The following is a 17185-nucleotide window of genomic DNA, read 5'->3' as shown; positions in this document are numbered from 1 at the left end:
CGATCCCCAACGACCAAGCTGAAAACGCCTGCCGAAGCCACATCGCGCGGGACGCTCTGTTGGCGCCCCATCGCGATGGAGCCCGATCAGTAAACGCGCTTCTTCGGCGCGATATAGTCGATGTCGTCGGTCAGCGTATAGTCGTGCACCGGACGGCTATCGAGCTTCACGCTGCCGCCCTTGCCACCCCAGCCGTCGAACCAGCCGAGGGTGTGCTTCATCCAGTTGGCATCGTCGCGATCGGCATAATCCTCGCGCGCATGGGCGCCACGGCTTTCCTTGCGCGCAATCGCGCCGTGGATGGTGACGCTGGCTTGCGAAATGAGGTTGTCCAGCTCCAGCGTCTCGACGAGATCGCTGTTCCAGATGAGCGAGCGATCGGTGACCCCGATGTCCGTCATCCCCTCGTAGATCTTGCCGAGCTTTTCGACACCTTCCGCCATCAGCTCCTCGGTGCGGAACACGGCGGCGTGAGCCTGCATCGTGCGCTGCATGTCGAGGCGGATCTGCGCCGTGGGCGTGCCGCCCTTGGCATTGCGGAAATGATCGAGGCGACCCAGCGCCAGCTCGTCACCGCTCTTGGGCAGCGGCTTGTGCGGCGTATCGGGCTTCACGATCTCGGCAATGCGCTTGCCGGTCGCCCGGCCGAACACCACGAGGTCGATCAGGCTGTTTGAGCCCAGGCGATTGGCGCCGTGCACCGAGACGCAAGCCGCCTCGCCCACCGCGAACAGGCCGGGCACGACATGATCGGGATTGTCGCCCTTCCGGGTGACGACCTCGCCATGATAATTGGTCGGGATGCCGCCCATATTATAGTGGACGGTCGGCACCACAGGGAGCGGCTGACGGGTCAGGTCCACGCCTGCGAAAATCTTGCCGCTCTCGGTAATGCCCGGCAGGCGCTCGGCCAGCACCTTGGGATCGATATGATCGAGGTGCAGGTGGATGTGATCCTTGTTGGCGCCGACGCCGCGGCCCTCGCGGATTTCCATCGCCATCGAGCGCGACACGACGTCACGGCTCGCGAGATCCTTGGCGGAGGGGGCATAGCGCTCCATGAAGCGCTCGCCTTCCGAGTTGGTGAGGTAGCCGCCCTCGCCGCGCGCGCCCTCGGTGATGAGCACGCCCGCGCCGTAAATGCCGGTCGGGTGGAACTGGACGAACTCCAGATCCTGCAGGGGCAGGCCGGCGCGCAGCACCATGGCGCCGCCGTCCCCCGTGCAGGTGTGGGCGCTGGTCGCCGAGAAATAGGCGCGGCCGTAGCCGCCGGTGGCGAGCACCACGCAATGGGCGCGGAAGCGATGGATCGTGCCATCGTCCATGCAGAGCGCGATGACACCACGGCAGACGGGGCCGTCCGGCGTGTCTTCCATGATGAGGTCGAGTGCGAAATATTCGATGAAGAAGTCCGCGTCGTACTTCAGGCTCTGCTGGTACAGCGCGTGCAGCATGGCATGGCCGGTACGATCCGCCGCCGCGCAGGTGCGCTGGGCCGGCGGGCCTTCGCCCATATTCTGCATCATGCCGCCGAACGGGCGCTGATAGATCTTGCCTTCCTGCGTGCGGCTGAACGGCACGCCGGCATGTTCCAGCTCGTAAACCGCCGCCGGCGCCTCGCGCACCATATATTCGATCGCGTCCTGATCGCCGAGCCAGTCCGAGCCCTTGACGGTATCGTACATGTGCCAGGTCCAGTGATCCGGCCCCATATTGCCCAGGCTCGCCGCGATGCCGCCTTGCGCTGCGACAGTGTGGCTGCGCGTCGGGAACACCTTGGTGATGCAGGCGGTCTTGAGGCCGCTCTCGGCAATGCCCATGGTGGCGCGCAGGCCCGAGCCGCCGGCGCCGACGACGACCGCATCATAGGTGTGATCGATGATCTTGTAGGCTTGCGTCATGATTAGAGCGCCCCTCCGGCCAAGGCGATTTTCGCGACAGAGAACAGGCTGACCGCGGCACAGCCGATGACGAAGAAGTGCAGCAGGATGAGCGTGGCGAACTTCAGCCCCTCATCATGCACATAATCCTCGATGAGCACCTGAAGACCGAGGCGGATGTGATAGAAAACGCTGACAATCATCAGCATCATCGGCACCGCGACGATGGGCTGGGTCAGCCAGCCGGTGATGGCCGCATGGTCATGCGCCGGCAGCAGCGCCAGGCTGGCCAGCAGCCAGCTCACCAGCAGCAGATTGCCGATTGCCGTGAAGCGCTGGGCGATCCAGTGATGCGTGCCGCTCCGTGCCGAGCCGAGGCCACGCACGCGGCCCAGTCTGGTTCCGCTGCCCATCAGAATGCCCTCCCCACGAAGATCCACGCCCAGAAGGCCACAGTCGCCAGCGCCGAGGCGGCGAGAATGACCTTCGACCACCGCTTGTTCGCCGTCAGCTCAAAGCCCGCACCCATGTCCATCACCAGATGGCGCAGGCCCGAGAGCATGTGCTGGAAGAACGCCCAAGTCAGGCTGATCAGCACGATGCGCGCGATCACATTGGCGATCAGGCCAGCCAGATCGCCCGCATCCGCTTGCCAGACATAATATTGGAAGTTCGCATAGGCCGCCGGTCCGCTCGCCGCTGCATACAGCCACCAGGTCAGGCCGAGGCCGCCCAGAATCGCCATGCCATCCCCCGTCACGCGGTGGAGGATGGAAAGAAGCATATGCGGGCCCCACTTCCAGATGGTGAGGTGCGGGGAAAGCGGCCTTCGCCCGGATTGCGCCATGATCGAGCAGTCCTGTTCGTGAAAGAATGCGCCCCTTTAGCGCAAAGCTGCTGCACTGCAAACGCTCGCTGGCGCCATGTCACCAATGTGCAGACTGAGGTTCCGGTGAACATGGAAAACAGAGGATGTTAGCCCTCGATTAACGAAAGGCCGATATCACGCCACCCCATACGACCCGGCAAATGGCAGGACAAAAGGGGCACCGAGGCCATGATCGCAGGAAAAAGCGACACGATTTCAATGGCTGAACGGCTGCAGGAGTTCGACCCCCAAGCGACATTGCCGGGGCGGGCGCGTCAAATCCTGGCTTATCTCGGAGACCGCATCGACGAACTGGGCGACACCGCCATGGCGGTGTACCTCCCATGCATCGACCTTGCGGCGGTCGGCCCGGCTGAGCTGGAAGCCACGCGGCAGGGCGCAAGAACCTTCCATCGGACATTGCTCAGCGATTTCGCCGGGGAAGAATGGACGGAGATGGCGCGCACCGGCGTGATGAAGATGCTGGCGCGCGATGTCTCCATCCGTACCCAGATCGTCATCATCAACCGCGTGGTCGACAAGGTCCGTGATATCCTGACGGAGCTCGTGGCCGATCGCGACGAGCGCTCGGAACTGTTGGCCGCCATGCGGTTCATCTCGCTGGTGCAAGCGGAAGTGTGCTGCGCCTTTTACGCCGACACGATCCGCGAGCAGGACCGGATCGAGCGCCAGCGCCAGCGCGACAAATTCTCCGAATTGCTGAACACGCAGATCGATCTGGCCGCGCAACTGGGCGAGCGCCTGCGCGAACAGGCCCGCGAATCCTCGAACGCCACGCGCGGGATGCTCGACAAGGCCTCCGAAGTCGCTGCCGCCGCCGAACAATCGGCCATCGCCATGCGCGAGGCCGCGCACACCAGCTCCGGCCTGATCCGCGCCATCGAGGAAGCCCGCACCGAAGTTGACCAGGCGGCGGAAGTCGCCGCCCTGGCCTCCGAGCAGGCCGGCGAGGCCGTGAACGTCTCGACGGCGCTGAGCGATCACGCCCAGTCCATCGAATCGATCCTTGGCCTGATCCGTGATATTGCCGGGCAGACCAATCTCCTTGCCCTCAACGCGACCATCGAGGCCGCGCGCGCCGGCGATGCGGGACGCGGCTTTGCCGTCGTCGCGCAGGAAGTGAAGTCGCTCGCAAGCCAGACCGCCCACGCCACCGACGACATCGCGCAGAAGATCGCCGCCATCCAGAACGCAACGCGGCATACGGTCGAAACCAACGAGCGCATCCGCGAGACCGTGCTGAACGTGCAGACCATGGGCATGCGCATCCGCACCGCGATGGACGCGCAATCGCAGACCGTGACCATGATTACCGCCGCTGTGGACGAAACGGCCCTTGCCGCCGACTCCATGTCATCGAACATTTCGGCGATCCGGCAGGATACGGAGATCGTCGCATCCGAGATCGACGAGCTGGAAAGCGGCTTCACCGAAGTCCGCAACCTGCTCGGCGCCCTGCGCACGCGCTCGGCCAATTTCGTGGTCTCCATGGCACCGGCGACCGACGCCCAGGCAGAGCCGCAGCCCGCTTATCCACCAATCCGCCGCGCCGTCTGACAAATCCGCTTCGGTCGGGGCGACCCGGTCCATTCTCTCTCCCTTTGCCCTCCAAATCGGCTAGAGAGAGGGCATGACACAGCGTTCCTCCACGTCCAGCGCCGCGCCCGCGACGCCCTGGCAGATGACCTTTTCCTGCACGCGCGCGGTCGCCGAGCGGTTCGAGCTTGAGGCCGAGCCGCTGTTCATCGACTGGCCCTCGCCGCCCGCGATTCTGGCCAGCGAGCCGGACGAAAGCCAGCCCGATGCCTGGCAGCTCGACATCATCTTCGAAACCAAGCCGACGCGTGCCACCATCGATGCCATTGCGGCGCTGATGCCCGAGGGTGCGGCCACCCCCTACACGCTCGCGCAATTGCCGGACACCGACTGGGTGACGCAGAGCCAGGCCGGGCTGGAGCCGATGACCGCCGGGCCGTTCCATGTCCGCCACGACAGTGCGGAGAACCCGCGCGCCGACCGCATCGATTTTCTCATCCCCGCCAGCCGCGCCTTCGGCACCGGCCAGCATGAGACGACACGCGGCTGCCTGCTGGCGCTGGCCGACCTCAAGGCGCGGGGTATGCGCTATGGCAATATTGCGGACATCGGCACCGGCACCGGCCTGCTTGCATTCGCCGCCAACCGCTTGTGGCCCCGCGCTCATGTGCTGGCCTCGGACATCGACCCAGTCGCGGTGGACGTTTCGGCCGAAAATGCCGATTTGAACGGCGTTCCGCTCGGGGCCGGCGCGGGGGCGCTGCGGTTGGTCGCCGCGCCGGGGGTCGAGCATCCGCTCATTCAAGGCCTTGCGCCTTATGATCTGCTCATCGCCAATATTCTCGCCGGGCCGTTGATCGAGTTGGCGCCAAGCCTCTCAGCACAGGTCGCCGAGGGCGGCACGCTGATGCTGGCAGGCCTGCTGGGCAGCCAGGCCGGCCGCGTGCAGGCGGCCTATCGCGCGCAGGGCATGGTGCTGATCTGGGGGTTCGATCATGGCGATTGGCCCACGCTCGTGCTGCGCAAGCGCCATCGCTTCGGCTGGCGCCGCCCGACGCGCTGGCGCACGGGCGATCATGGCGCCGCGCCCGGCTTCGGCAGCTGGTAACACCGGCTGCGCATTGACAGGGCGCCCGCGCCGACCGACCATCCCCGCCTGACGCTGCGAGGGAGAGATTCGGCATGTGCGACAATGACATCCATCAGGGCCTGGTCGAGGATTGGAGCGTCACCCGGCGCATGTTCATGGCCACCGGTGCGGCCGTCGGTCTGGCCGGGGCGGCGACCGCGCAGGCCGTCGCCAACGTCACTGAGAAGAATGTGACCATCAAAACGCCCGACGGTTCTGCCGATGCCGCCCTCTTCCACCCCGCCGGCACAGGCCCCTGGCCCGCCGTGCTGATGTGGCCGGACATCATGGGCCTGCGCCCGGTGTTCCGCGAGATGGGACGGCGCCTGGCGGCCGAGGGTTATGTCGTGCTCGTGCCCAACCCCTTCTACCGCAATGCCGTCGCGCCGGTGATCGACGGGACGTTCGACTTCAGCAACCCTGAGTCGCGCAAGATCCTGTTCGGCTATCGCGCCGCGATGAGCGATGCCGCGGTCGATCATGACGCGGCGGCCTATCTCGGCTTCCTCGACGCGCAGCCGCAGGTCGACAAGGGCCGCAAGGCGGGCGTGCAGGGCTATTGCATGGGCGGGCCGCTCTCCTTCCGCACCGCCGCTGTGGCTTCGGCACGGATCGGCGCGGTCGGCAGCTTCCATGGCGGAGGCCTCACCACCGACCAGCCGAGCAGTCCGCATCTGCTCATCCCCAAGACCGATGCCGCCTATCTCGTCGCGGTGGCGCAGAATGACGATGCCAAGGAGCCGGAATCCAAGACGATCCTGCGCAAGGCGTTCGATGCGGCGGGCAAGACCGCCACGGTCGAGGTCTACCCCGCCGACCATGGCTGGTGCGTGCCCGGCAGCCAGGCCTATAACCATGACGCGGCGGAAAAGGCCTGGGCGGCGTTGCTCGCCATGTACCGCACGGCGCTGGCCTGACGCGGAGGCGCCCTAGCCGGCGCTCCGCACGATCTCGGCCCAGGCGGCCTCGTCGATCACCTCGATCCCGAGGTCGGCGGCTTTCTTGAGCTTGGAGCCGGCGCCCGGCCCGGCCACCACCAGATCGGTCGACGCGCTGACCGATCCGGCCGATCGGGCGCCCAGCGCCTCGGCCTGCGCCTTGGCTTCATCGCGGCTCATCGTCTCCAGCTTGCCGGTGAAGACGATGGTCTTGCCCGAGACGGCGCTGGCCTTCACATCCACCACATAAGGAGGCGGCGAAACCTGCGAGAGCAGGTCGTCCCACGCCGCGACATTATGTTCCTCATGGAAGAAGTCGCCCAGCGCCTCAACAACGGCGCCGCCGATGCCTTCGATCGCGGTGAGCGTGGCCTTGGCCTGTTGGACAACGTCCCCGTTCGGGTCGAGCGACGTCGAGACCCGTTCGCGCATCAGCATCTCGACTTCGCTCGATGCGAACGGAAGCCGGTCGGCATTGGCAAGCATCGACCACGCTTGCAGTGCCGGCAAGGTCGCGAATGCCTTCATCAGATCGCGCGCTGTTACCGCGCCGACATGGCGAATGCCGAGGCCGAACAGAAGCCGCGCGGCATCGGGCGCGCGCCGGTCCTCGATGGCCTTGAGGAGATTGTCGACCGACTTCTCCTTCCAGCCCTCGCGGCCCAGCAGATCGGCGCGATGCTGCCTGAGCCGGAAGATGTCCGCCGGGCCATGCTCCAGCCAGCCGAGCGCGAAGAACTCGCGAATGGTCTTGTCGCCCAAGCCATCGATATCCATCGCACCGCGACTGACGAAGTGGTTGAGCCGCTCGATGCGTTGGGCCGGGCAGATGAGGCCCGCCGTGCAGCGCACATCGACCTCGCCTTCCTCCGCCACCGCCTCGCTGCCGCATTCCGGGCAATGATCGGGGAAGATGTACGGCGCCCGCTCCGCGTCACGGGTCAGATTGTCGACGACCTGCGGGATCACATCGCCAGCGCGCTGGACGAGAATCCGGTCGCCGGGCCGCACGCCCAGCCGCGCGATCTCGTCGCGATTGTGCAGCGTGACGTTCTGGACCACCACCCCGCCGACCGTCACCGGCTTGAGCCGCCCCACCGGCGTCAGCTTACCGGTGCGGCCGACCTGAATGTCGATGGCTTCCAGCGTTGTCTCGGCCTGTTCGGCGGGGAATTTATGCGCAATCGCCCAGCGCGGCGCCTTGGCAACGAAGCCGAGCCGCGCCTGCCAATCCAGCCGATCCACCTTGTAGACCACGCCGTCAATATCGTAATTCAGGTCCGCGCGCTGTTGCTGGATGGCGCGATAATGCGCCAGCATCGCCGCGCTGCCATCGCACAGCACCAGATGCCGGGACACCGGAATGCCACAGCCTTCCAGCGCTTTCATCACGCCATATTGCGTATCCGCCGGCAGGCCGTCATCGCTCACCACGCCCCAGCCATGCGCGAGAAACCGCAGCGGGCGGCTGGCGGTGACGCTGGCATCCTTCTGGCGCAGCGATCCGGCAGCGGCATTGCGCGGATTGGCGAACTGCCGCACGCCCTCGGGGTCGAATGCCTCGCCCCGCGCCTCGGCCGTCGCGCGCGCCTCGTCCATCAGCCGCGCATTGAGCGCGGTGAAGGCGGACTTTTCCATATAGACCTCGCCGCGCACCTCGAGGATGGCCGGTGCCTCAGCGGGCAGGGTCTGAGGGATATCGCCGATATGCGCAACATTGGGCGTGACATCCTCGCCCACCTCGCCATCGCCGCGCGTCGCCGCACGGACGAGCTTGCGGTCCTCATAGCGGATGGAGAGCGACAGGCCGTCGATCTTGTCCTCCGCCGTCATCAAGACCGGCTCGTCCTCACCGAGCGCCAGATACCGCCGCACGCGCGCAACGAATTCCGCCACATCCTCGTCCGCAAAGGCATTGTCGAGGCTCATCATGCGCTTCTCGTGGCGCACTTTGGCGAGCGCAGACGTCGCCACCGAAGCGCCCACCTGCCGATTGGGGCTGTCCGCCCGGATCAGCTGCGGGAAGGCCGCCTCCAACGCGTTATTCTCGCGCACCAGCGCGTCGAAAGCGGCATCGCTGATCTCGGGCGCGTCATTGGCGTGATAGAGCCCGTTATGCCGCGCGATCTCCTTCGCGAGCCGCATGAGGCGGTTCGCGGCCTCAGCTTCGGTGAGTGTGTGGGGGTCGGTCATTTAAGAAGTAGAACTAGTAACGGCGAGCAGGCGAGAATCGAACGAGCAACGATCCATTGGGCAGTTCCAAGCAGCGGCTGATTGATAAGACTAATAGAAGCCTTCAAGTTCCAAATGCTTATGCTTAGCATGCCGATCAGAACGGCGCCTGGCAACCAGTGCAGGCCTTCTGCCTCTACAATACCGATATGCATGAGGAGTAGCAAAGCCAGCATTCCGAGCAGCGACACGAGAAACATCACGCTGCCGAAGAACATGAGCCCCAGATCAAACAGCACCACCCTGTTTAATTTCTGAAAGCCCATCACACCCCCTCCAGCAGCCGCTCGGCCTGTGCGCGCGCTTCGTTGGTGATCTCGGCGCCGGAGAGCATGCGGGCGATTTCCTCGCGGCGTTCGGCATCGTCGAGCGGATGGACGCCGGTGCGGGTGATGGTGCCTTGCGAGGATTTGGCGATGAGCAGATGCGCTGCGCCGCGTGCGGCCACCTGCGGGGAGTGAGTAACGACGATCACCTGCCCGCCACCGGAGAGCCGTGCCAGCCGCTCGCCGATGGCGCCGGCCACGGCACCGCCGACGCCCCGGTCGATCTCGTCGAAGATCATCGTGCCGGCACTGCCCTGCGCGGCGAGCGCGACCTTGAGGGACAGGATGAAGCGCGACAATTCGCCGCCCGAGGCGATCTTGGTGAGCGGGGCGAAGGGCGCACCGGGGTTGGTGGAAATCATGAACTCGACCCGATCCTTGCCGGACGCGCGCCACTGCCCTTCCGGCAGCGGCTCGACATCGGTGCGGAAGCGCGCGGCATCCAGCTTGAGCGGGGCCAGTTCGCCGGCGACCGCCGCGTCCAGTCGGGCAGCGGCCTCCCGGCGGCCATCGCTGAGCGCCTGCGCCGCGGCTTCATATGCCTGCCGCGCGGCCGCGACATCCCGTTCAAGATCGGCCAACCCCGCCTCGCCCGCATCGATCCGCGCGAGCTGATCGCTCATCCGCGCCGCCAGATCGGCCAAATCGTCGGCCGCGACCTGATGCTTGCGCGCCAAGGCCCGCAGATCGAACAGGCGGGTCTCGATCGCGTCCAGCCGTGCGGGATCGACGGACAGCGCCTCGCCAGCCCGCGCGAGATGCTCCTCCGCTTCGCTGGCCTCGATCACGGCGCGATCGAAGGCGGCGAGCGCCTGCGTCAGCAACTCATGCTCCTCGCCGATCCGGTCCAGCCGTCGCGCTGCCTGTCGAAGCTTGGCGAGGGCGCCGTCCGATCCGCCGAGCAAATCGTCGAGCGCGGCCATGTCTTCGGTGAGGCGCGCGCCCTTCTGCATGTCAGCGCGTTCGGTGGCGAGCGTCTCCTCTTCACCCGGTTCGGGCGCGAAGGCTGTCAGTTCGGCCACAGCATGGGCGAGATAATCGCGTTCACGAGCGGCGCTCTCCAGCGTCTCGCGGGCCTCGGTGAGCCGCGCCTGCGCAGCCTGCCAGACGCCGTGTGCGGTGCGTACCGCTACGGCATCCAGTCCGCCAAAGGCATCGAGCAGGTCCATATGCCCGCGCGGGTTGATGAGGCCGCGCTCGTCATGCTGGCCGTGAATCTCGACAAGATAGCCGCCGACATCGCGCAGCAGCGCCGCCGAGCAGGGCTGATCGTTGATGAAGGCGCGGCTGCCGCCATCGGCCTTGAGCGTGCGGCGGATCAGCAGCGGCTCGCCCGGTTCCTGAGCAACGTCGCTTTCGGCCAGCAGGATGGCCAGGGCCGAACCGGGCGCCGGCGGATCGAATGTCGCGGTCACGCTGGCCTGATCGGCACCGGCGCGCACGAGGCCGCTATCGGCCCGCATCCCCAGCGCCAAGCCCAGCGCATCGAGCAGGATCGACTTGCCCGCGCCGGTTTCGCCGGTGAGCACGGTCAGCCCTCGCTCGAACACGAGATCGAGCGCCTCGATGAGCACGATGTTACGGATCGAGAGGCCGGTCAGCATATGCGGTGCAGAGCTAATCCATTGCCCTCATGCTGTCACCCGCCTTCGCCAGCGCAACGCGCCGGAAAGATATCAGGCGCTCGGAGCGTGCTGCGTCATCAGGCGGTAGGAGCGCTGATACCAGTCCGAATCGGGATAGTTGGTCTGCAGCACCGCAGCGGCGCGCTTGGCTTCTTCCGGCATGCCGAGCGCCAGATAGCTCTCGACCAGACGGTGCAGCGCCTCTGCCGTGTGGCTGGTTTGCTGGTAATTGTCGACGACCTGCCGGAAGCGCATCGCGGCGGCGATCCACTCGCGGCGGCGCTGGTAGAAGCGGCCGACTTCCATTTCCTTGCCGGCGAGATGGTCGTTCACCAGATCGAGCTTGAGCCGGGCGTCCGACGCGTAGCGCGAATCGGGGTAGCGGCGGACCAGCTCGTTCAGCGCATCGCGGGCCTGAAGCGTCAGCTTCTGGTCGCGCGTCACATCGCTAATCTGCTCATAATAGCATAAGGCGATCAGATAATAGGCATAGGCCGCGTCGCGGTTGCCCGGATGGATCGAAAGGAAGCGCTGGGCCGACTGGATCGACTGGCGATAATTGCGCGCGGCATAATAGCTGAACGAGCTCATCAGCTGCGCGCGGCGGGCCCAGGGCGAATAAGGATGCTGGCGCTCAACCTCATCGAACAGCACGGCAGCCTCGGCAAAGCGACCATTGTCGAGCCGCTGCTGGCCCGCCAGATACAGCGTGCTGACGTCGCGCGCGACATAGCGCGTATCAACGCGGTTCGAACTGCGCGCGCAGCCGGCCAGCAAGGCGAGTGAGATCAGGCTGGCGGCAATCAGCCGGCCACGACGCAGCGGTGTAACGGTCATGCGCAGCCTCTTAACCGAGCAACCGGACCGCGCCAAGCGAATGATGAGCGCTTTGCGCCACGGGCAGAAGACAGATGATGCATGGCGCGCGAAACAAGGACCGGCCCGTTGAACCGGCGCTGAACGAGAGCGGCTGAATGGGCGCCTGCCCCTCTTTTCCCATGCGAGCGCACTGCCCGCAAACCGCGCCGCCGCTCTCTGTGTGGGAGGTGGGAAGCGGCGACGCGGCCTGCACCTTGCGGAGCAGAAAACGGTCGACGCCCGACCCGAACCGGGGAATGCGCACGCCAGCGTGGGGGATGGCGGCACACGGTTCAGGCCGGTCGTCGACCTGCGAAGCTGTCAGACGTCCGGGTGGTCGCTGACATAACTCCGCATCCTCGCGGACCCGAGGGGCGTTAGCCCGACCGTCCGCCGCTCGGGTTCTTCACCCGCAACGACGGCCAGCCCCGCTTGGACCAGTTTATCGATCACTGCAGCGGCCTCAGCCGGGCTGAGCATGTTGCCCACGGCCAGGGCCGTGTCGCTCACCGGACTGGACTGCAGTTCACCGACGAAAAGAGAGAGCATCACGTCCATGGCGCGATCGGCCATGACGGGCGTGTAGAAATGCTTGCTGCGCAGACGGCCGAGCATGTGCATGCGGCCGGCCTTGGCCCGCAGAACGCTCGAAGCTTCCGCGGAGCGAGGATCAGCCGGCGCGTCCGACCGGGCTGCGGCGTCGCGTTGCACGATATTGGGCACGTCAAAAAACTTTCGATTCGGCATCGGACTACCCTCGCCGCGCGGGAAACACCCCGCGCGCGAAAGATGCGCCGCCGCTGTGAGAAGAGGCGGCGGATAGACCACCGTCTCTGCCGGCGCATGTCCCGTAACCACCAGACAGTGAGGAGCCTATCGTCACCAGCCGCGCTCACTGACCGGGAAGACCGGGCCGAGCGGCGGGAATAAGACCCGTGAGGTGGTCGGGTTGACCACTCATTGTCCAATACCGCGATGGTCGCCGAGATAATTGCGCATTCGCGCCGATCCCATCGGGGTCAGGGTGATCGCATCGCCTTCGCCGACAGCAGGCCCGCCCTCTCCCGCCGACCCGGCGCGGACCAGACCTGCCTTGATTAGCGCTGCAACCACCTCGTCTTGCGGATCGCTGCGCAGATCCTGCGCGCCGTTCAACGATGCCCGGGAGACCGTCCGCCCCTCGCTCTGGGCAAGGAACAGCGTCAGCATGGCCGCCATGGCGTCATCGGCCATCACCGGCTCTGGAAAGAGGGCACTGCGCTGGCCCATGAGGGCCTGCAAACGCCGCGCCCGCTCGATCACCGGGTCATCCGGCAGACAAGCGCGCGCATCGTCGTCCACGCCCGGTGGGCGCGGCTTATTGGCTGTATCGAACATCACGATCCGTCCCTGGGATATTCGCGGGGTTCACACTGAACCCGTGTCTCCTCGCCTATCCCTGCCTCAACATCATTCTCAAACGCGTGGCAGTCAGCGGCGGTCCGTCATGTCTTGAAGTCGATTGTCATCTGGTGCGACCCTGCAATTTTAGAAGCCTTTTTGGCTTTCTAAGGTAACATTATGTTATGCGAGCTTCACTTTGTGCGCCGTGATCACGGGAAGTCAACCGCTAAAGGACGGACCGATGGAGCGATGCGATGGGGTCCCACCTCATCTGTCCCGTTTTGATTCGTTCCTGCCGGAATCAGCACCAAAACGGCACGCTTCGAGGATGTTGGACAGCGCCGGCAGCATTGCCGCGCGAAAGGCATAGCTACGGCGGCCTGTCTCGATCGCCGATCCGGCGAGGCCTTTTTCGTTGAGCGCAGCCCGCAGCGTTGAGATGTGAACCTTGATCGCCGCACGCGACATCGCACCGCGATCCAGGAGCAACGCAAGTTCATCGAGCGGGATCAGCCGGTCAGGCTCGGCAATCAGGCGCAGGAGCAGGCGCGCACAGATATGGCCCCGCAGTGCCAGGGCCGCATTCAGATGGGCAACTGCCATCGGCTCGTTCGCGTGACTGAGCAGCCCAACCGGCAACGCTCCGTCGGCAAAGGGCCTCGCACCGGCCCCTTCCGCAACCTCCTGCTCAATCTCAAGCAGATGGCGCGCGGCCTCGATGCGGTCTGCAGCTTCTTGAATCAGCCGGGCCGCACGATGACGGCGCGCTTGGCCGGATCGATCTGGCTCCGTCACCCCACCCCTCCACGGTCAACGGGGACACGTCATTGGGCGGCTTGCAATGGCGCGGTGCGGCACCGGTCTTATGCCCTGCAAGGTGCCGGAGCGTGGCATGGGTTCCTTCCTGTCGATCAAGCGGGAGACGCTAACCCAGTCCGCCCCCGGCATTCCATCAATTGCCTCCATTTCGGAGTCGAAAAGGCGCGGCGAGGTTAGCACCGCTGCCGGGCGCGCTTCGTCAGCCCGCGGCTCGCGCGGAGCCCTGCCCCTTTCGCCCTTTGGCTCCGCCACCAAGTGCCGATACGAGCGCGGCAAAGCATATTGCCGCCTAGATCAAGACAGCACGCCGCGCGCTACCGAGAGAGAGACGGGATGGGATGGAGAGGTGAGCCTTGCAATCTGAACAGCTTTTGAGCCTGCGCAATGTCCGCACGGTGCGCATCGGTGCCGGTCTTCTGCCGGCCTGTGCCGCCGATGTCGTCGCGTCCGGCGCCGAAAGCGCGCTGATCGTCTCCGGCAGCCCCCTGCGTGCGCTCAGCGAAGCACTCGCCTCCGAACTGGCCAAAGCCGGCTGCGCCGCCACGATTTTCGACGCCATTGCCGGCGAGCCGACCTTCGCCGATTTTGAGGCCGCCATGGCGACGGCGCGCGAGAGCCAAGCCGGCTTCATCATCGGACTGGGCGGCGGCAGTGCGATGGATGTCGCCAAGCTGGTCGCCGCGCTGATGGATGGCGCGCAGGGCATCGATGACGTCATCGGCACAGGCCTCCTCCAAGGCCGCGCCATTCCGCTCGCCTGCATCCCGACCACCGCCGGCACCGGTAGCGAAGTCACCCCCATCGCCATTCTGGAAGACGTGGCGGCGGAACTGAAGAAGGGCGTGGTCAGCGATCATCTGGTGCCGGATTTCGCCTATCTGGATGCCGAACTCACCGTCTCAATGCCCCGCGCCGTCACCGCCGCGACCGGGCTGGATGCGCTTACGCATTGCATCGAGGCCTATGCCAACCGCTTTGCCCATCCCGTCGTCGACGCCTGGGCGCTCGAAGGCATCCGCCTGATCGCCGGCCATCTCGAACGCGCCTGCACGGACGGCACAGACCTGGAGGCGCGCGATGCCATGCTGCGCGCGGCGCATCTGGGCGGCATGTGCCTTGGCCCAGTGAACACCGCGGCAGTCCACGCCTTGGCCTATCCGCTCGGCGGCGAATTCCACATCCCCCACGGCGTCGCCAACTCGCTGCTGCTGCCGCATGTGCTGCGCTTCACCCTGCCTGCGGCCCCCGCTCGCTACGCTCAGGTCGCTGCCGCCCTTGGCGTGGCGCGGACCGGCGATGACGAGGCGGATGCGCTGGCCGGCATCGCGCAGATCGAGCGCCTTTCCGCTGCCATCGGCATCGAGCGGCACTTGTCCGCCTTCGGCATCGGCGCCAACGCGGTGCCCAAGATGGCTGCCGCCGCCATGACCGTGCAACGGCTGCTCATCAGAAATCCGCGCGAGGTCACCGAATCCGATGCGCGCACCATCTACGAAGCTGCGCTATAGGACCGACACCCCATGAAAGCCGACCTCTTCTCCTGGTATCGCGGCGCGGACCGCAAAACCCGCCGCGTGTTCTGGACGTGCAGCGCCGGCTGGGCGATGGATAGCGCGGATGGGCTGGTCTATCAGTATCTCATCCCGCTGCTCATCGTCGGCCTTGGCATCTCGCTGACCGAGGCCGGGACCATCGCCAGCGCCAATTATTTCGCGGCGGCGATCGGCGGCTGGATCGGCGGCTGGTTGTGCGACCGCTATGGCCGCGCCCGCATCCTGCAGCTCACTATCCTGTGGTTCTCCTTCTTCTCCTTCGCCTCCGGCTTTGCCCAGAATTTCGAGCAACTGCTCGTGCTGCGCGTGTTGCAGGGCATCGGCTTCGGGGCGGAATGGGCGGTGGGCGCGGTGCTGCTCGGCGAAATCGTCTCACCCAAGCATCGCGGCAAGGCGCTGGGCACGCTGCACAGCGGCGCGGCAGTCGGCTCCGGTCTGGCCGCGTTGATCGCCGGGCCATTCGCCTCCGCCTTCGATCCCGAGATCGGCTGGCGCCTCGCCTTCTTCGTCGGCATCATTCCGGCCGCCTTGATCTTCTTCATCCGGCGTGGGTCCGACGATTCTGATCTGTTCAAGCAGGCTCAGCAGCGTGCGCAGGAGACCGGACAGCGCACCAGCCTCACCAGCATCTTCCGGCCCAAGGTCGTCCGCATCACCATCTTGGCATCGCTGCTGGCCGTCGGCGCGCAGGGCGCGGGCTATGCGGTGAGCAGCTACCTGACGGTGTTCCTTGCCAATGAGCGCGGCATCGGCATCGCGATGGCCGGGCTGTGCGTGATGTTCAACAGCGTCGGCGGCTTCTTCGGTTTTCTGTTCAACGCCGCGATCAGCGACTTTGTCGGGCGCCGCAATGCCTTCCGGCTGTTCGGCCTCGGCTTCGTGATCTCCGCCGCCATCTATCTGTTCGGGCCATGGGGCGGGAATGTCTGGTTCCTCGTGCCGTTCGGCATCGTCTACGGCTTCTTCCAGTTCGGCATCTATGCAAGCTTCGGCCCCTATTTCACCGAACTGTTCCCGACCGAACTGCGCGGCACCGGACAGGCCTTTGCTTATAATTTCGGCCGTGCCGCGAGCGCTCTGTTCATCATGACCGTACCCTTGGTGGCCGCCATCATCCCGCTGGGCGCGGCGATGGCCATCGTCGGCATGGGGGGCATCCTGTGCGCCCTCATCGCAACGCTGATGCTGCCCGAGACCGCCGGCCGCGCGCTGCAGTCACTGGATGACTTCGGTCGGGACGAAGCCCCCCAACCCATTGAGGCAAAGGCAACCGCTCCATGAGCCAGCAGCCCATCGCGGTCGTCATCGGCGGCAGCCGCGGCATCGGCGCCGCCATCGTCCAGCTGCTCGCGGCGTCCGGCTACCATGTCGTGTTCAGCTATGCGCGTGACGCAGCGGCGGCGCAGGCCGTCGCAGCGAGCGTCGCCACTGCCGGCGGTCAGGCTCACGCGGTGCAGGCGGACAGCGCGCGCGAGGCCGATCTGATCGCCCTGTTCGACGAAGCGCAGGCGCTGGGGCCGATCGGCGCGCTCGTCTATTCCGCCGGGATCACCGGCCAGGCCTCTCCCCTGGCGGAGGTCTCGGCGGAAACCCTCAAGCGCGTGATGGCGGTCAATCTCACCGGCGCGATGCTGGCGGCGCGTGAAGCCGTGCGGCGCATGGCCCTCTCGCGTGGCGGCGCGGGCGGCGGTATCGTCTTCATTTCGTCGCGGGCGACCGCTTATGGCTCGGCCGGGGAATATGTCTGGTATGCCGCATCCAAAGGCGGCCTCGATAGCCTGATGACCGGACTGGCGCGGGAAGTCGGCGGTGATGGCATTCGCGTCAACTGCGTCTCCCCCGGCCCGGTCGCCACGGACATGCTGAGCGCCGAGCGGCTGGCCGCCGGCGCTGCCCGCGTGCCGATGCAGCGCGCTGCACAGGCGGATGAGATCGCGCAGGCGGTCCGCTATCTGCTCTCGTCCGAGGCCTCTTTTGTGAATGGCGCGAACCTCGCCGTCTCCGGCGGCGTGTGACT

The 17185-nt window shown here is 66.0% G+C and carries 16 protein-coding genes; 6 read left to right on the top strand and 10 right to left on the bottom strand.

Annotated elements, in window-relative coordinates:
- Positions 1–86: 86 nt before the first annotated feature.
- The 3 genes from sdhA to sdhC are packed head-to-tail and all read right to left on the bottom strand — an operon-like array spanning position 87 to position 2727.
- Positions 87–1901 (bottom strand): succinate dehydrogenase flavoprotein subunit, encoded by a 1815-nt coding sequence (gene sdhA, locus M2336_RS09170; protein ID WP_181559025.1) that lies wholly within the window; start codon positions 1899–1901, stop codon positions 87–89.
- 2 nt (positions 1902–1903) lie between these two features.
- The gene (gene sdhD, locus M2336_RS09165; protein WP_181559024.1) at positions 1904–2293 is read right to left on the bottom strand and encodes a succinate dehydrogenase, hydrophobic membrane anchor protein; all 390 of its coding nucleotides are present in this window, start codon (positions 2291–2293) and stop codon (positions 1904–1906) included.
- On the bottom strand, positions 2293–2727 hold the full coding sequence (sdhC, locus tag M2336_RS09160) for a succinate dehydrogenase, cytochrome b556 subunit (RefSeq protein WP_264574721.1): 435 nt from the start codon (positions 2725–2727) through the stop codon (positions 2293–2295). Before sdhC ends, sdhD begins: the two co-directional genes overlap by 1 nt.
- A gap of 210 nt (positions 2728–2937) precedes the next feature.
- On the opposite strand from sdhC, the gene M2336_RS09155 reads away from it, so the two are divergent.
- The 3 genes from M2336_RS09155 (at position 2938) to M2336_RS09145 (ending at position 6351) form a co-directional block, all read left to right on the top strand.
- The gene (locus tag M2336_RS09155; protein WP_264592893.1) at positions 2938–4326 is read left to right on the top strand and encodes a methyl-accepting chemotaxis protein; all 1389 of its coding nucleotides are present in this window, start codon (positions 2938–2940) and stop codon (positions 4324–4326) included.
- Positions 4327–4399: 73 nt separating this feature from the next.
- Positions 4400–5413, top strand: a complete 1014-nt coding sequence (locus M2336_RS09150) for a 50S ribosomal protein L11 methyltransferase (protein ID WP_264592892.1) — start codon at positions 4400–4402, stop codon at positions 5411–5413.
- A 74-nt stretch (positions 5414–5487) separates the two neighbouring features.
- Positions 5488–6351: a dienelactone hydrolase family protein gene (locus tag M2336_RS09145; RefSeq protein WP_264574718.1), complete on the top strand. Its 864-nt coding sequence runs from the start codon at positions 5488–5490 to the stop codon at positions 6349–6351.
- 12 nt (positions 6352–6363) lie between these two features.
- Here the strand turns inward: M2336_RS09145 and ligA are convergent, their stop codons facing one another.
- From ligA to M2336_RS09110, 7 genes are all read right to left on the bottom strand, one after another.
- On the bottom strand, positions 6364–8565 hold the full coding sequence (gene ligA, locus M2336_RS09140; RefSeq protein ID WP_264574717.1) for an NAD-dependent DNA ligase LigA: 2202 nt from the start codon (positions 8563–8565) through the stop codon (positions 6364–6366).
- Entirely contained in the window at positions 8562–8870 is a 309-nt protein-coding gene (locus M2336_RS09135; protein ID WP_264574716.1) for a hypothetical protein, read from the bottom strand. Before M2336_RS09135 ends, ligA begins: the two co-directional genes overlap by 4 nt.
- Positions 8870–10534, bottom strand: coding sequence for a DNA repair protein RecN (gene recN / locus M2336_RS09130; protein WP_264574715.1), 1665 nt, complete (start codon positions 10532–10534; stop codon positions 8870–8872). The genes M2336_RS09135 and recN overlap by 1 nt, the downstream gene beginning before the upstream one ends.
- Before the next feature lie 72 nt (positions 10535–10606).
- A complete protein-coding gene (locus tag M2336_RS09125; protein ID WP_181559017.1) occupies positions 10607–11392 on the bottom strand; it encodes an outer membrane protein assembly factor BamD in 786 nt (261 codons plus the stop codon).
- 342 nt (positions 11393–11734) lie between these two features.
- On the bottom strand, positions 11735–12160 hold the full coding sequence (locus tag M2336_RS09120) for a hypothetical protein (RefSeq protein WP_264576296.1): 426 nt from the start codon (positions 12158–12160) through the stop codon (positions 11735–11737).
- Positions 12161–12370: 210 nt separating this feature from the next.
- Positions 12371–12790 (bottom strand): hypothetical protein, encoded by a 420-nt coding sequence (locus M2336_RS09115; RefSeq protein ID WP_264574714.1) that lies wholly within the window; start codon positions 12788–12790, stop codon positions 12371–12373.
- A 273-nt stretch (positions 12791–13063) separates the two neighbouring features.
- Complete coding sequence (locus M2336_RS09110; RefSeq protein ID WP_264574713.1) at positions 13064–13591, bottom strand: helix-turn-helix domain-containing protein; 528 nt, start codon at positions 13589–13591, stop codon at positions 13064–13066.
- Between the two features lie 377 nt (positions 13592–13968).
- Between M2336_RS09110 and M2336_RS09105 the strand changes: the two genes are divergently transcribed.
- From M2336_RS09105 to M2336_RS09095, 3 genes are read left to right on the top strand one after another with little or no spacing between them, the layout of a single operon-like run.
- Complete coding sequence (locus tag M2336_RS09105) at positions 13969–15123, top strand: iron-containing alcohol dehydrogenase (protein ID WP_264574712.1); 1155 nt, start codon at positions 13969–13971, stop codon at positions 15121–15123.
- Between the two features lie 12 nt (positions 15124–15135).
- Positions 15136–16449, top strand: coding sequence for an MFS transporter (locus M2336_RS09100; protein WP_264574711.1), 1314 nt, complete (start codon positions 15136–15138; stop codon positions 16447–16449).
- Positions 16446–17183: an SDR family NAD(P)-dependent oxidoreductase gene (locus tag M2336_RS09095; protein ID WP_264574710.1), complete on the top strand. Its 738-nt coding sequence runs from the start codon at positions 16446–16448 to the stop codon at positions 17181–17183. Before M2336_RS09100 ends, M2336_RS09095 begins: the two co-directional genes overlap by 4 nt.
- Positions 17184–17185 lie beyond the last annotated feature (2 nt).

It is taken from the genome of Sphingobium sp. B1D7B (assembly GCF_025961965.1).
GTDB lineage: Bacteria > Pseudomonadota > Alphaproteobacteria > Sphingomonadales > Sphingomonadaceae > Sphingobium.
The sequence above is the reverse complement of the archived record's forward strand: the minus strand, read 5'-3'. Positions and strand labels throughout refer to the sequence as shown.

What these genes read in the sequence shown, in the direction of transcription:
- sdhA (WP_181559025.1), bottom strand. Translation starts at nt 1,901, where the DNA reads ATGACGCAAGCCTACAAGATCATCGATCACACCTATGATGCGGTCGTC.
- sdhD (WP_181559024.1), bottom strand. Translation starts at nt 2,293, where the DNA reads ATGGGCAGCGGAACCAGACTGGGCCGCGTGCGTGGCCTCGGCTCGGCA.
- sdhC (WP_264574721.1), bottom strand. Translation starts at nt 2,727, where the DNA reads ATGGCGCAATCCGGGCGAAGGCCGCTTTCCCCGCACCTCACCATCTGG.
- M2336_RS09155 (WP_264592893.1), top strand. Translation starts at nt 2,938, where the DNA reads ATGATCGCAGGAAAAAGCGACACGATTTCAATGGCTGAACGGCTGCAG.
- M2336_RS09150 (WP_264592892.1), top strand. Translation starts at nt 4,400, where the DNA reads ATGACACAGCGTTCCTCCACGTCCAGCGCCGCGCCCGCGACGCCCTGG.
- M2336_RS09145 (WP_264574718.1), top strand. Translation starts at nt 5,488, where the DNA reads ATGTGCGACAATGACATCCATCAGGGCCTGGTCGAGGATTGGAGCGTC.
- ligA (WP_264574717.1), bottom strand. Translation starts at nt 8,565, where the DNA reads ATGACCGACCCCCACACACTCACCGAAGCTGAGGCCGCGAACCGCCTC.
- M2336_RS09135 (WP_264574716.1), bottom strand. Translation starts at nt 8,870, where the DNA reads ATGGGCTTTCAGAAATTAAACAGGGTGGTGCTGTTTGATCTGGGGCTC.
- recN (WP_264574715.1), bottom strand. Translation starts at nt 10,534, where the DNA reads ATGCTGACCGGCCTCTCGATCCGTAACATCGTGCTCATCGAGGCGCTC.
- M2336_RS09125 (WP_181559017.1), bottom strand. Translation starts at nt 11,392, where the DNA reads ATGACCGTTACACCGCTGCGTCGTGGCCGGCTGATTGCCGCCAGCCTG.
- M2336_RS09120 (WP_264576296.1), bottom strand. Translation starts at nt 12,160, where the DNA reads ATGCCGAATCGAAAGTTTTTTGACGTGCCCAATATCGTGCAACGCGAC.
- M2336_RS09115 (WP_264574714.1), bottom strand. Translation starts at nt 12,790, where the DNA reads ATGTTCGATACAGCCAATAAGCCGCGCCCACCGGGCGTGGACGACGAT.
- M2336_RS09100 (WP_264574711.1), top strand. Translation starts at nt 15,136, where the DNA reads ATGAAAGCCGACCTCTTCTCCTGGTATCGCGGCGCGGACCGCAAAACC.
- M2336_RS09095 (WP_264574710.1), top strand. Translation starts at nt 16,446, where the DNA reads ATGAGCCAGCAGCCCATCGCGGTCGTCATCGGCGGCAGCCGCGGCATC.